This window comes from Streptomonospora halophila (genome assembly GCF_039542725.1).
Lineage (GTDB): Bacteria > Actinomycetota > Actinomycetes > Streptosporangiales > Streptosporangiaceae > Streptomonospora > Streptomonospora halophila.
In genome coordinates this window covers 172336-185483 of sequence record NZ_BAABIK010000006.1, presented here as the reverse complement: position 1 = coordinate 185483, position 13148 = coordinate 172336, and the positions used below count along the sequence as shown (strand labels likewise).

At 68.6% G+C, this 13148-nt stretch carries 16 protein-coding genes; 13 read left to right on the top strand and 3 right to left on the bottom strand.

From position 1 onward, the window contains the following. Positions 1-17: 17 nt before the first annotated feature. The 13 genes from ABEA15_RS07650 (at position 18) to ABEA15_RS07590 (ending at position 10497) form a co-directional block, all read left to right on the top strand. Positions 18-2411, top strand: coding sequence for an OmpA family protein (locus ABEA15_RS07650; RefSeq protein ID WP_345556040.1), 2394 nt, complete (start codon positions 18-20; stop codon positions 2409-2411). A gap of 753 nt (positions 2412-3164) precedes the next feature. After that, positions 3165-3464, top strand: coding sequence for a DUF8033 domain-containing protein (locus tag ABEA15_RS07645; protein WP_345556039.1), 300 nt, complete (start codon positions 3165-3167; stop codon positions 3462-3464). 104 nt (positions 3465-3568) lie between these two features. After that, positions 3569-3922, top strand: coding sequence for a hypothetical protein (locus ABEA15_RS07640; protein WP_345556038.1), 354 nt, complete (start codon positions 3569-3571; stop codon positions 3920-3922). A gap of 34 nt (positions 3923-3956) precedes the next feature. Continuing rightward, positions 3957-4316 carry a hypothetical protein gene (locus ABEA15_RS07635; RefSeq protein WP_345556037.1) on the top strand — a complete coding sequence of 120 codons (360 nt, stop codon included), beginning with the start codon at positions 3957-3959 and terminating at the stop codon, positions 4314-4316. Between the two features lie 103 nt (positions 4317-4419). Further along, entirely contained in the window at positions 4420-4698 is a 279-nt protein-coding gene (locus tag ABEA15_RS07630) for a hypothetical protein (protein ID WP_345556036.1), read from the top strand. A gap of 278 nt (positions 4699-4976) precedes the next feature. Next, positions 4977-5234 (top strand): hypothetical protein, encoded by a 258-nt coding sequence (locus tag ABEA15_RS07625; protein WP_345556035.1) that lies wholly within the window; start codon positions 4977-4979, stop codon positions 5232-5234. A gap of 109 nt (positions 5235-5343) precedes the next feature. After that, on the top strand, positions 5344-6576 hold the full coding sequence (gene dnaN / locus ABEA15_RS07620; protein ID WP_345556034.1) for a DNA polymerase III subunit beta: 1233 nt from the start codon (positions 5344-5346) through the stop codon (positions 6574-6576). 99 nt (positions 6577-6675) lie between these two features. Continuing rightward, positions 6676-7575 carry an ArdC-like ssDNA-binding domain-containing protein gene (locus ABEA15_RS07615; RefSeq protein WP_345556033.1) on the top strand — a complete coding sequence of 300 codons (900 nt, stop codon included), beginning with the start codon at positions 6676-6678 and terminating at the stop codon, positions 7573-7575. Between the two features lie 79 nt (positions 7576-7654). Beyond that, entirely contained in the window at positions 7655-7990 is a 336-nt protein-coding gene (locus ABEA15_RS07610) for a hypothetical protein (protein ID WP_345556032.1), read from the top strand. Positions 7991-8062: 72 nt separating this feature from the next. Then, the gene (locus tag ABEA15_RS07605) at positions 8063-8971 is read left to right on the top strand and encodes an N-6 DNA methylase (protein WP_345556031.1); all 909 of its coding nucleotides are present in this window, start codon (positions 8063-8065) and stop codon (positions 8969-8971) included. Between the two features lie 56 nt (positions 8972-9027). Continuing rightward, positions 9028-9543, top strand: coding sequence for a hypothetical protein (locus ABEA15_RS07600; RefSeq protein WP_345556030.1), 516 nt, complete (start codon positions 9028-9030; stop codon positions 9541-9543). Between the two features lie 160 nt (positions 9544-9703). Continuing rightward, a complete protein-coding gene (locus ABEA15_RS07595) occupies positions 9704-9901 on the top strand; it encodes a hypothetical protein (RefSeq protein ID WP_345556029.1) in 198 nt (65 codons plus the stop codon). Continuing rightward, positions 9898-10497 (top strand): hypothetical protein, encoded by a 600-nt coding sequence (locus ABEA15_RS07590; RefSeq protein WP_345556028.1) that lies wholly within the window; start codon positions 9898-9900, stop codon positions 10495-10497. The genes ABEA15_RS07595 and ABEA15_RS07590 overlap by 4 nt, the downstream gene beginning before the upstream one ends. A 431-nt stretch (positions 10498-10928) precedes the next feature. On the opposite strand, the gene ABEA15_RS07585 is transcribed toward ABEA15_RS07590, so the two are convergent. The 3 genes from ABEA15_RS07585 to ABEA15_RS07575 all read right to left on the bottom strand — a co-directional run bounded on the left by ABEA15_RS07585 (position 10929) and on the right by ABEA15_RS07575 (position 13138). Beyond that, positions 10929-11081, bottom strand: a complete 153-nt coding sequence (locus tag ABEA15_RS07585; RefSeq protein WP_345556027.1) for a hypothetical protein — start codon at positions 11079-11081, stop codon at positions 10929-10931. Positions 11082-11184: 103 nt separating this feature from the next. Further along, the gene (locus ABEA15_RS07580; protein ID WP_345556026.1) at positions 11185-12246 is read right to left on the bottom strand and encodes a C40 family peptidase; all 1062 of its coding nucleotides are present in this window, start codon (positions 12244-12246) and stop codon (positions 11185-11187) included. After that, a complete protein-coding gene (locus ABEA15_RS07575) occupies positions 12239-13138 on the bottom strand; it encodes a replication-relaxation family protein (RefSeq protein ID WP_345556025.1) in 900 nt (299 codons plus the stop codon). The genes ABEA15_RS07580 and ABEA15_RS07575 overlap by 8 nt, the downstream gene beginning before the upstream one ends. Positions 13139-13148 lie beyond the last annotated feature (10 nt).

The window sequence follows — 13148 nt, the reverse complement described above, 5'->3', positions numbered from 1 at the left end:
TCCCTTGTGAGGTCGCCGTGATCCTCCGCCGAATCACCGCCCTAACTGTCAGCGCCCTGCTGCTGGTGGGCCTGCCGTATACGGGCCTGGTGCTGCTGGATTGGCCCGCCCTGGACCTGTCGATCACGGCGGTGCTCGCCCACCTGCGCGGCGGGGCGCTCCCGCCTGGCCTCGGCCCCGCCGCGCTCATCCTCGCGTTGTGGGCGGTCTGGGGCCTCTACCTCTCGGCTCTGATCGGTGAAGTCTCCGCCTGGCTACGCGGGCGCACCCCCCGGTTGCGCCCGCTGGGGCCGCTGCAGGTGCTGGCCGCCACCGCGATCGGCGCCACCTTGGCCACCCCCGCCGCCCACGCCGCCACCCCCTCATCGACCGCGGTCACCGAGACACCCACCACCGATCCGGAGCCCGCCCCTACTGCGCCGGGCGACCTCCCCGGCAGTGAGGCCCAGGTCATCGAGCGCGAACGCGTCGTGGACGACTTCGGCTACGACACCGCCGACCTCACCACAGCAATGAAAGACGAGCTGGCGCCGGTGGTGTCGATGATCCGCACTAACGCCGCATCCGAGAAGGTCGTCCGCGTCACCGGCCACACCGATGCGGCCGGCGACGCCACCTACAACCAGCAGCTCTCCCAACGACGAGCCGACGCCATCGCCGACTACCTCCACGACCAGCTGGGCAACGCCGCTCCACCGATCGAGTCCTACGGCAAAGGCGAGAGCCAACTCCTGGAGGGCGCCAATGCAGCGAGCCAGCGGCGGGTGCAGGTCACCTACACCGTCACCCCGCAGCCCCCGACGCACCCGAGCGACCGCCCCGACCCCTCAGTATCGGAGGAGGAGCCCGAGACGACACCCACGGCCCAGGAGACCGGGCACGCCGAGACGCCGAACCCGGAGAGCCACGAGGCGGTCATCGTCGTGAAACTACCCGGCGGGTTCGTGCTGACCTCGATGGCCGCCAGCGGAGTCGCGGCCGGATTCGCCCTGGGACGGCGCCACCGCGGCGCCATGCCCCCGGCCGAGCCCGCCACCACCGCACCCGAAAAAGAACGGGCCAGTGGCCGCACCGCACCGGCACAGCCACAATCAGCACCCGAGGAACCGGCGGATGCCCCTGCCGATGTCGATGCCTCGACCGTCCTGGACGTGAGCGCCGGCGGGGCGGGCATCATCGGCCCCGGCGCCCCCGCAGCCGCCCGCAGCCTGCTCGCGGCAGCGCTGACCACCGACCAGGAACCCCCGCTGCACCTGATCATTCCCAACGAAGACGCGGCGGCCCTGATCGGCACCGAGACGGCCACGCTGCTGGTCGAGAGCGCCACGTCGCGCGTGAGGGTCACACCGACCATGAGCGACGCCCTCACACAGATGCATACCGAACTGCTGGCCCGCCCCGACGACGAAGACGACGACGCCACCAATGGAACGCACCCGGAGCCGCCGGCGCCCCTCCTCCTCATGGCCAGCCCCGCCGATGACCACACCGACGAACTGCGTGCCCTACTCGCCCACGGGCGCCGCAGCGGGATCGCGGCCCTGCTGCTCGGATCCTGGCCCGAGAGCACGTGCACCATCACCGCCGAACACACCATCACCACCACCGACCCCTCCCTGCACCACCTCGCCGGCGCCCACTGGCCCGGAACCGAGGCCGAGACCCTCAGCACCCTGATCGCCAACCTGCCGGCACCGACCGCCCACGAGAAGACCCCCGCCAGGCTGCGCGTGCTCGGCCGCATCACCCTCACCGTCGCCAACCAGCCGACAGCGCTGCGCCGCCGCGCCGCCTTGGAGGTCGGCGCCTACCTCGCCGCCCAACCTGATGGAGCCACGCTGGAGCGCGCCGTCGAAGACCTGTGGCCCGGCGAATCCACCCACCGCGCCAATCGCCGCTTCCACGACGCCACCAGCGCCCTGCGCAGCGTTGTCACCAACCACGATCAGCTCGTTCTGTACGAGAACGGCCGCTACCGCCTCAACCCGGCCGTGGTGACGGTGGACGTGTGGGAGCTGCAGAGCCTGCTTACAACGGTCGAGACCACCCCCTCCGACGCGCGCGCCCGTGCAGAGCTCCACCATGCCGCGGCCGGCTTCGCCGACTTCGCCGCTGAGGCCGACTACCCCTGGGCCGAGGAGCACCGCCGCCACCTGCGTCGGCGCATGCTCAACGCCCTACTGCGCTGCGCCGCCGACAGCGACGACGACGGCGCCCACGGCCTCCTCACGCAGGCGATCGCCATCGACCCCTACAGCGAGGACGCCCACCACGCCCTCATCCGGCTGCACCTGGACAACGGCGACACGCACGCGGCCACCGAGACGTACCGCCAGTACGAGTCCGCCATGCGACAAATCGATATCGAACCCAGCGCCCGCATCCGCGACCTCCTCGCCAACGCGAAATAGTCGGCCCCGCAGCTCCTATAGCGATATATCCAAAAACTCGCGTGCGAATCCGGGAGACCTGACTGGATGGTGAGGTGTCTCCCTTCTAGTGTGATACGAAGGACCGTATAATTGTTGCAGGAGTGAACGGTCATGAACAGGAGTGGGCCCTAATTTTGGTGGGTGCGACGCGGCGAGCACAAAATCCGGCGCGGAACCCCAAGGGAAGAACTACGGGCCCTTACGAGGAAACGTGTTTCGCATTTCATTAGATTAATTCGGGGTATGGTGCTCTGGGTGGCCGCCTGCGAAGCGTTCCTGTTGGGGGAGCCGTGCCCCTGGCCCGCCCCCTAGCCATCCTGGCTGGCCAGGTCGTTCGACCGGAAAACCCCAGGTCACGGGTGATATCCCCCTGGCCGGCGCATCCCCGGACTAGTGCCGCCGCCGCGGCTACAAATTGGCGGGGAGTCGCGGAAATTTCGTATTCTATCTGAGTACTAGGGTTTGTGTTTACGTCTCTGTGTGAGCGGGCTTTATTTTTAATGCCCCTTTCGTGTTTCCCTGTATTCTCTTTCGGGTTTCGCTGTTGCGGGTGTTTGGGTTTCCTGGTTGTTGCATGCTGACCAGCAATGACCGTGCTCTCCCGTGTTCGCTTAAGTGAGTTCCGTGGCACCTGCATTGCCCCGGAAAAATCACCGCCGATTTGCTGTCACCGTGTTTATGGGTGCGCGCATTTTGGGTATCCTAGTAAGTGACTAGGAGAAAGGTGATCAGATGGCACTCGCATCGATCCGGAATGATGCGCGCCGCCTGCTCTCAGCGCGCGAACCCTTCCGCTCGCACGGCGCTCTGCGCGCCGATGACTTCCCCCGTTCCGAAACAGGACGCATGCCGCCCGAGTGGGTTGCGGCCTACCGTTCTGATCGAGACGAACCCGGAATCTCGTACGTCGTCTACTCCTATGCGACCCCGATTGCGTGGGTGCGCTGCGACGGCGAATATGTCGTTCCCGATGTGGGCTATTCGGTGACCACTACGCGGCATCAAAAACTGTGCCGCGGGTGGCTGGACTAGCCACGTTCCCTGGCTCTGTTGTCCGGCACCACGCAGCACGTATCTCCGCATGATGCGTGGTGCCCACTGCAGGGCTATATCCGCACACAAAGGGGATGATCTTTGTGAGCACGTTTTTCCTCTCCGAATTCACCAGCGCCGACCACACACTCAGTGTGGAGCCGGCCGGAGTGTTCTCCGGTGGCGAACGGTGGCGCTTCCACCTGTGGTGCGGCGATGCACTGATCTTCACCGAACGCGAGTTCTGCACTCCGGCCGGCTGGTGTGAGGACAAGGTTGCCGCGCACGCGCTGTTCTGGGCAACGCTCGATCCCGACGAATGCGAATCCGCACGGGAGCCACTGACCGGCCAACAGCGCGCGTGGCTGGACTCCTGCGCCGAATACCTCTCGCTGGCCTTGCTCGAAAGCGACGGCAGCGACGTCGACACGCTCACGCGCTACCGCGCCGACGCCTAACCGTTTCACCCGCTCCGTTGATGGGAGGCGTGTCATGTCCATCGTTCGATACGTCGGTTTCTTCCACGATCGCGATCACATCGTGTTCGGTGATGTGGCGTCTGAAGGCGAAGTGTTCTTTTCACTGCAGGACGCCAAAAGTAAGCTGCGCGCGCGGGCCGCACGCAACGGAACCCGGTGCCATTACACCTACCCGATCTCCTGTGACGGGATGGTCGCCACACACAACTACGAGTGTGACGCTGAGGTGTTTTTCTCTGTCACGGAAGACGCCTATATCGACCTGTATCCGGTGCTGCCGGATCCCGGGCGCAAAGGGTGGGCGTACGTCGGTGACCCTGCCTACCGGCTGAGTTTCGGTCCGCGCTTCGGTGTCCATACCGAGACGTTCTGACGATCGCGGTACCAGTCCCATGGTTGCTAGCGCGTTCGGTGACGCTCCCGCCGGGAGCGTCCGCCATGCCCGCTAGAAACCGTCCGATACAAGGAGTAGCACAATGCCGGTCGGTGACCTGTACGCAGAGATCGTGGAAGTCGACGATTTCGACATCACCGAAGTGGTGCACATCTACTCCCGTGGCAGTCGCACGTGGGGTGACAAACGGCGCGGTCTGGTTGAGCGTGTCGACAACGACGGACTGTGCGATATCTACAACGTCTACTTCGACCGAAAAATGGTGGGCGTGATCGAGGCTTACGACAACCGGGTCAACTGCTGCCCGGATTATGACGGTGTTTGGGATGACGTGTTCGCCACGGTCCGCGATTTGGTGTAGCCGGCCCCGACAACCGCTGTCGCGACCGTGGGAGCTGCGATCAATGACGGTGTTCCAACCGACACGCAACCAGCCGCTTCCGCCACCCGAGTGCCGGGTGTGCCGCGAAGATCTCAGCGAAACCCGGAACAACGATTTGCAGTTCGGTGACTGCCCGGGGTGCGGCTTTTTCGTGTGCCAACTGTGCGACGTGGCCACCGACCCTGACACGAGCGAAGCGTTGTGCCCTGCATGCCACAGCATCGGAATCCGAATCATCGGAGAGTAGGGAGGCGATCATGGACGCGTTGACGCGACTCGACCTATCGGCGCACGAGTTCATCAGTGAGCGCGACGTGTTCCGGCTACTGGATCAAGTGCAGCGGAACAACTGGAACCGACCGCTGTGCGAGATCGAGCAGGAGATCACGGAGAACTGCGCGCGCATGCGCGCCGCTACCGATCTCGGCGAATGGCAGACGCGCGTGTACTACCACCAGGACCTGTGCGAGCTGCGGAAACTCCTCGTTCTCGGCACGAAGCCCGAAAGCCCTTAGCGCGGTGGTGCGTGGCTGCGTTTGTGGGCCGCAGACACCGGTTCTGCGGCCCGCAATCGGAACCACGACCGCGGTTCCGAACCCGATCCCCGCTTTTCGGGAGGTTGCTGTGACGACCATTGCCGAGACGACGCCGGCGACGACCGCGATCCCCGCAACGCCCGCGGCGGTGCTCATCGCGAACCGTGCGGAACTGGTGTCCGCGCTGGCCACCGTCGGCATCGCCATATCCCAGCGGCCGGCCGTTCCGGTGCTGGCCGGTGTGCTGCTGGAATCCGACGGCGCCGACGTGGTGGTGCGCGGCTACGACTACGACACTGCCGTCAGCGTCCGACTGACCGGGGCCGCGGTTGCGCCCGGGCGGCTGCTGGTCAACCACGCGGAACTGACCAAGCTGCTCAAGGCTCTCGTGAAGGGACTGGGCAAGCGGGAAGCCGACCGCGCTTCGGTGACGCTGCGCGCCGACGACGGCGCAACTGCCACCGTCGAGATTGCCGGCACCACGGTTCCGCTGAACCTGCTGCCGCTTGAGGATTACCCGACTCTGCCCGATACGCCGCCGCTGGTGGCGCGCGTGGCATGCACCGAACTGACTGCGGAGTGCCGCCGCGTGCTGCGCGCGTGCGGCCACGATGACACCCTGCCGATGCTGACCGGCGTGAAGATCGACCCCGGGGCCGATGGGCTGACGCTGGCCGCGACCGACCGCTACCGCATCGCCGTGGCGCATGTTGGCGCTGAGGTCGACCGGGAACGGTTCCCCGCCGCGGGGATCCTGGTTCCGGGCCGTGAGCTGGGTAAGACGCTGCCCCAGTTCGCCGGCGACCAAGTCGAGCTGGGCTACGTGGCACATGGCGACATCGAACTGGTGTCGTTGGCCGCGGGAGCGGTGACGGTGGTCCAGCGCGCGCTGCCCGCGGACTTTCCCGCCTACGACCGGTTCCTTCCGCGCAGCGCCGCGGCCACGGTGGTGGTCGATCGGGCGGCGCTGCTGAGGCAGATCACCCGGGCGGCGGCGGTGCTGGAAGCCAAGGGGGACCGCGCCAACCCCGTGACCCTCACCCTCACCGATCACGCGGTCACTGCCGCGCCGCACCTGGCCGAGAACTCCGACCGGGTGCGCACCCCTGCGTTGTCGGCGGACGTGGACGGCATCACCGACCCCGTCTGCGTGGGGCTCACCTCGCGCTACGTGATTGACGCGCTGGAGAGCTTCACCGGCCAGATGGTGACGCTGCACATCACCAAGGCCACCAAGCCGGTGCTGCTCACCGACACCCCTGAGGGCATCGGCGATCCCACGGCCTATCGCCACCTGCTGATGCCCATCCGCCTGTCCTAGGCGGCCCGGGACGCGCGTGCCCGTGCCCGCGGCCGGACCCGCGGGCACGGCCCCGCCCCGGGAACGTCGCCCTGTGTTTCCTGTTGCGAGGTATCCGCCATGGCCAAGCCGTCGAACCGGCGCGGACTCACCCCCGAGCAGCGCCGCGAACGTCTCAACCGTTCCCACGAACAGCTCCAGTCGGCCGTGGAGCAGTTGACCAGCAGCCAGGGGTGGCGGTCCATGCTGGCCGCCCGCGCCTGGCTGCGCCGCTACTCGCTGAACAATCTCCTGCTGATCACCGAACAGTGCCCCAATGCCACCGACGTGCGCCCCTGGAACCAGTGGAAGCAGGCCGGCCGGCATGTCCGCAAAGGTGAAAAGGCCATCAAGATCCTGGCTCCGGTGCGCTACCGCACCTCCCCCGAGACCGACGACTCCAACAACACCGCCGACACGGACAACACTGACCCCACAGAGCGCCCGGGCAGGCAGGTGCGGGGGTTCACCCTTGTCAGCGTCTTCGACGTCGCCCAAACCGAGGGGGCCGAGCTGCCCGACACGGAGCCGGCGCGCCCTCAAGAGCTGCGCGGGCTGGCCCCCGACGCGCTGTGGGACCAAGTCGCCGGCCTGATCACCAGCCGCGGCTTTGAGATCGAACGCGGCGACTGCGGACCCGCCTACGGCTGGGTCAAGTTCGCGAAACGCACCGTGCGGGTGCGCGCTGATGTGGAGCCGGCCCAAGCGGTCAAGACGCTGGTTCACGAACTGGCCCACATCGTCTGCGGACACGCCACACGCCCCGACGCGTCCCGCAACCTGCGCGAAGTCGAAGCCGAATCGGTGGCCTGCCTGGTCGCCGATGTAGCCGGGCTGGACTCGCTGCCTTACTCGGTGCCCTACGTCGCCGGCTGGGCCGGCGATGCCGCAACCGCCCACGCCAGCGCCCACACCGTCATCGCCGCGGCCGATCAGATCACCGCCGCGCTGGCCGCCGACTCCGAGAGCACCGCGGCCTAACACCGCTATCTCGGTCCCCGGGGCCAGGCACCGCCCCTGGCCCCGGGCCCGTCCCCTCGTGTGCAAAGGAGCCCGCCCGATGGCTGTGCTCACCGTGGAACTCTTCGCCTTCGCCGACGACACCACCACCCCCTTGACCGTCGCCCAGCAGGACACCATCGGCCACCGCTTCACCGACGCGATAGCGCCGCTGCGCACCAGCGAAGGCGGCGACAACCTCGTGGTGGTCGACTGCACCCTCACCCCTTTCGAGAGCGGCGTGACCATACACGCCCTGTGCCTGGCGTGCTCGGCCGTCCCCGCCACCGAGGCCATCGCCCACGAACTCAGCCTGGCCATGGCCGCCGAACCGGTGTTCTTCGCGGACTGGGGCCTGTATGCGGGCCCGACCTGCATCCACGCCGGCGACAACTGACCTCTCCGCCGTCACGCCCGGGCGGTCTTCCGGCGCCGCCCGGACCGCTGCGATCCGATGCGAGGGATCACCATGACTCAGTCCCGCAAGCAGCCCGCGGGGCGTTCCCACAACCCGCTGGGCATCGCCCCGCCGACCGGCAGCATCCACTCCTACGCCGCCCGTATCGCCGAGGCCGTCGACGAGACCTGGCACAACGACCACGGCCACGGCGACTGGCAGGTGCCCGTCTCGGTGGTGGCCACCCTGGCGCTGATCGCCCCACCGCCGGACAAGCGCGACCGCGCCGCCGCCCAGGTGGCCGCCCTGGACAACGACGTCTTCACCCACCTGATGCGCGCCCAATGGGGCCAATTCGTCAACGCCCGCCCCGACCTGATCACCCCCGCCTGGCCGCTGGTCAGCGTCTGGGATGGCGAGAACGCCATCACGGGCCCGACGGTGCGCGCGGCCCAGCGGGTCGCGAAGGCGGCGCTGCAGCGCGGCCTGTGGCACCTCAGCGCCGAACCCGAACTACGGTGCTCTCTCGACCTGCTCGGCCACGTGCTGACCACCTTGCGTGGCCGGAAGGCCGCCACCGCCCACAGCGCGTTCTACACCGCTCCCGGTGTCGCCGATGCGATGGCCCACATGCTCGGCGCCCCCGAAGAAGGCACGCAGATGCACGAGCCCACCGCCGGCACCGGCGGGATGCTGCGCGCCCTGGCCCAGGCCATGCGCCACCACGGCCGCGACCCCGCCACCGTCACGTGGGCCGCCGTCGATGTCGATCCGCTGGCCATCGCCTGCCTGGCGGCCAACGCGCTGCTGTGGGGTCTGGGACCCCGCGTGCTGCTGGGCGTGGGCGACATCCTCACCGACGACTGGATCGCCGCCGCTGAGGCCCAGCGCCGCCACACCCTCGACCTGGCCGGCCACATCCGCCGCGACAAGGCGATGCTCCAGGCCCTGGACCGGCTCACCCGCGGCGACGCCGCGTGAGTACCACCGACCCACCACCCCGACAGCGACCGCACAACCAGGAAACGGAGGAAGTCGTGATCACCCTTGTCCACACCGGTCTGCAGGTGCCCCACACCCGCATCCGCGTCACCCACGTCGACCAGCTCGAAACACCGCGCGGCATCGCCTGGACGGCTCGGCTGTGCGAGGACTCCACCCTGCTGGGCACCATCTCCAACACCGGCCACGGCGGTCCCACGGAGTTCACCCCCGCCAGCGCGCAGGCGCGCCACGTGGTCGAGGAGTTCGTCACCGCGTGTCGCAGTGGGGACGGCCAACCCGTCGACGAGGAAGCGGTGCTCGACGCGCTGGACGGCGAGTACGAATACGCCGCGCTCGTGGCCCAAGCCGACGCCGACCGCACCCATGTGGTGCGCGGGTTCGACGCCTCCGGCATCCCTCAGGTGTTCGAGTTCCGCACCAGGCCGGGGAGGCCCTTCGACTACGCGCTGGCCCGCGCCAGCGCACCCCACCTGGCCCTGGGGCCGCGCATTGTGCGCGCTGAACTGTGGATGGGCGACCGGTGGGAGGAGTTCTACCGCTCCGGGTGACCCCCGCCGATCCCCAATACCCGGCAGCGCACACATCCCCGAGGGCTCAACGCCCCGCGTACCTCGATCGAGCGGGGCCGACCTGAAAGCCGCAGGTCGACCCCTGCCTCACCCCCAACAGTCCCCGACACAACACACGCGCAAGAACCGGAGGCAAAGCATGCCCAGCGTACCGACACCACCCGCCGTGGGCGCGGCCGTGCAACCGGCCACCGGCCAGGTCATGGCCTGGATCGCCCCGGCCGGCCAACTCGCCCACCTCGTACCCCTGCCTGCCCAGCGCGCCCGGGAGCTGGCAACCCAGCTCCTACGCGCCGCAGACGCCGCCGACGACCTCGACGGAGGTGGTGACCAGTGAGCACCCGCGGAGCCATCGCCCTACCCACCCAGCAGGGCAGCTGGTGGGGCCGCTACCACCACACCGACAGCTACCCCGCCGGCCTCGGGCGCGAGCTGTACCGGCTCTACCACCACACCTTCGACTGCGACCACACCGCCATGGCGCAGACACTGATCGCCGACCACCCGGCCGGCTGGTCATGCCTGCTCTACTCCGGCGCCGACGCCCACGGGCCCTTCACCCGCGCCGAGTTCGACCTCAGCGGCTTCGTCAGCGCCACCTCGCCGATCCGAGGCCACTACCCGGCCTGCTACTGCCACGGTCAGCGCAGCGAAGGCGCCCAGCTCCTGGAGTGCCGCTGCCCACACGAGCCCAGCGGCTGCGGGCCCGCCGGCATCGAGTGGGCCTATGTACTCACCGCGGAGGAGATGTGGGTGGTTACCTCCCACATCCCCGATCAGCCTGTCCAGGGGCCCGTTCACCGGTTCGTGGACCGTGTCCTGTGGGACGAGCCCGAACCGGACTGGCGCCGCGTGGAACAGGCCGTGCGCACCGGAGCCCGCCCAGTGGGCGATGACGCGGGGTCGCCCATCCGGCGGGCCTCATCCGATTGACGCTCGACGGCCTGGGCGTCCGAAGGGAGGCCGTGGTGCGTACGCACGAGGCGCGTCGTGCGTACGCACCAGCCGCGGAACACCACGGCGCGGTTCCGGGTGGGTCCACAGAGACGAGCCACAAGGACACTCTCAATCGCGGAAACGCTCAGATAGCGAACCAGGCGCCATCCTGTAGTGCAAGGCGGCGTTGCCATTCGCTGCGCGTGCGCGCCGCTGCGCAGCAGACCGCACATAAAAGGAGTGGCCGGACGAGACCGACCACTCCCTGGCCAGTACCATTTGTTGACTAGGCAAAAGGTGATATGGCCAGCTCTTATGTTAGCGCATTCGGCGGCAGTTGCGGGATCCCACAAAGCTCGTGAATAGCGCATCACGAACGTGGCGGACTCGATCGCCGCCTAACAACGGGTGTGCCGGTCCGCGATGCGTCAGACCGTGTGGTCCAGCGGCAGTGCGCCGGCGGTGCGCACACCCACCGGCCGGTCGGTCGGCTGCGGCGATGCCGGGGGCGCACCCACTTGAGGGCTGAGCTTGACCGCGGCTACGGGGCTGGCTTCGCTGCCCGGGCTGGATGCCGGCATCGCACTCACCAGCCGAGGTGCACCAGCGATGACCACGTGACCCGATTACGTCTCCGGTAGGTCGCAACTACGGCTTTCATAGATGGGGCCCAGGGGGTTAATCCTACGTTTCGGGGCGCCGGATCCCCATGAGTAACGGGCTGTAGTAGTCCGAGGACACCGGCTCCACACGGATGTTCTTGCCTGTGGAGGGGGCGTTGACCATCTTCCCGTCGCCGACGTACATCGTGACGTGTGCGGGCGGGGCGCCGGGGCCTCCGGTGTCGTAGAAGAGGAGGTCGCCGGGCTGAAGTTCGTCGAGGGAAACGGCGGTGCCGATGCGGTATTGGTCGGTGGTCACGCGCGGGATGTCCACGCCCGCCTGCTGCCATGCCCACATGGTGAGTCCGGAGCAGTCGAAGGCGGCCGGGCCTTCGGCGGCCCAGACGTAGGGTTTGCCGACCTGGCGCAGCGCCCATTGGACCGCGGCCCGGCCTTGCGAACTGCCGGCGCCGCTTCCCGCGGATACCGGGATGGCGTCGAAGCGGTCGATGGCCTCCAGCACGTCCGCCACGTATTGGTCGCTGTGGTTGTAGCGGTACAGCGCTTCGGCGAGCGCCTCGCGGTCGGTGAAGTCGACGCCGCCCTGGCCGGCGCTCAGGCACAGTTCCCGCGCGCTGGCCAGCGCCGAGTCGTAGGCGTTGTGCGGGTCCTTGACGCCGTCGCCGTTGCCGTCAGCGCCGTAGGTGTCCCAGCCCGAGGGCAGGTGCTGATTGGGGCCTACCGCGCGGTCGTATTCGGTGTCGCCGTCCCACGTGCCGTTGTCGGTGTCGTAGTGCGGGGTCAGATTGCCGCCGACGCCGGAGCCGTCCAGGCGGGGGCCGATCATGGGAGGGGACACGTCGCCGTTGGGGGCGATGTCGTGGCCGGCCAGCAGTGAGGACTCGATCTTGCCGATGCCCGCGAGGATCTGCCAACGCATCCCGGAGCACTGCGGCTGGGTCTCGTGCAGCGTGGCTGCGGCGCTGGCGTAGGCGTTCAGCAGCCGGTCGGGCACCCCTTCGACGTCGGCGGGCGCCCCCGCGGTGGTGGCGGGGTCGGCGATGGCGGTGAGAGCGGAGAAGGCCAGGGCAGGGGCGAGTAGGGCTGCGGCGCCCAGCGCGGCGCCGCAGCCGAGGCTAGCCAACGTCCTCCTCCTCGTCGTCCCAGGCGGGCAGCATCGGCTGGTGGGCGGTCTTGCCGTCGGGGGCCAGGTCGATGAGGCGGCGCGGGTGCAGATGGGGGTCGTCGGCGCGCACCCAGACCGCTTCGGCCGGGTGAGCGTCGTGGGTGGCGGTGGCCACCGTCACCGCGGGGCCGGTGCCGAGGGCGCGGCGCAGGTGGGCCTCGCGGCGCCGGTTGGGCAGGTGTAACAGCACAACGGGGGTGGTGGCGGTGGTTGCGGCGAGTTCGCCGTAGGCGGCGATTTTGTCGACCAGGCGGCGCAGGCGTTCGGTGCCCATGTCGTATTCGAGGAAGAAGCCGACGTGGCGGTTGGCGATGGTCCAGGTGCCGCCGCCGTCGGGGCGGACGATGTCGCCGTAGAGGTCGGCGCACTCGGCCTCGGTCCACCAGTCCAGGTGGGCGTCGTTGGCCTCGGTGCGGGCGTGGGCGTAGAGATCGACGAAGACCTGGTTGAGGCCGCGCAGATGGCCCAGCGCCGCGGAGGTGACCGGGTTCAGGGCGCGGTCGCGGCGGTAGCCGAACTCGCGCAGTGTCTGCCCGTGTTCAGCGGCGAGGATTTCGGCGCCGGGGGTGTCGAGGACGTAGTGCCAGGGGGCGCCGCCGCGGGGGTTCCATGGGCGGATGCGCTCCAGGGCGCGCAGCCGGTGCAGGGTGGCCAGGCGCTGTTTGGCGGTGTTGTAGGAGTTCCAGCCCAGGGCGGTGAGCTGGTCGGTGGTCAGCACCTTGTGGCGCCAGATCAAGCGCATGATGCGCCGATCCCGCTCGGTCAGGCGAGCCACGAGCGTCTTGATGACCTCCGGCGAGCTGCGGGGCCGGATGGGGGCGTGGTGGTCGGGGCGCAGAACGACAGACAACGGGTTCGCC

Excerpts from the sequence above, each read along its gene's own strand:
- ABEA15_RS07645 (WP_345556039.1), top strand. The coding sequence starts at position 3,165 with ATGGCACTCGCATCGATCCGGAATGATGCGCGCCGCCTGCTCTCAGCG.
- ABEA15_RS07635 (WP_345556037.1), top strand. The coding sequence starts at position 3,957 with ATGTCCATCGTTCGATACGTCGGTTTCTTCCACGATCGCGATCACATC.
- ABEA15_RS07630 (WP_345556036.1), top strand. The coding sequence starts at position 4,420 with ATGCCGGTCGGTGACCTGTACGCAGAGATCGTGGAAGTCGACGATTTC.
- ABEA15_RS07625 (WP_345556035.1), top strand. The coding sequence starts at position 4,977 with ATGGACGCGTTGACGCGACTCGACCTATCGGCGCACGAGTTCATCAGT.
- ABEA15_RS07615 (WP_345556033.1), top strand. The coding sequence starts at position 6,676 with ATGGCCAAGCCGTCGAACCGGCGCGGACTCACCCCCGAGCAGCGCCGC.
- ABEA15_RS07610 (WP_345556032.1), top strand. The coding sequence starts at position 7,655 with ATGGCTGTGCTCACCGTGGAACTCTTCGCCTTCGCCGACGACACCACC.
- ABEA15_RS07605 (WP_345556031.1), top strand. The coding sequence starts at position 8,063 with ATGACTCAGTCCCGCAAGCAGCCCGCGGGGCGTTCCCACAACCCGCTG.
- ABEA15_RS07595 (WP_345556029.1), top strand. The coding sequence starts at position 9,704 with ATGCCCAGCGTACCGACACCACCCGCCGTGGGCGCGGCCGTGCAACCG.
- ABEA15_RS07585 (WP_345556027.1), bottom strand. The coding sequence starts at position 11,081 with ATGCCGGCATCCAGCCCGGGCAGCGAAGCCAGCCCCGTAGCCGCGGTC.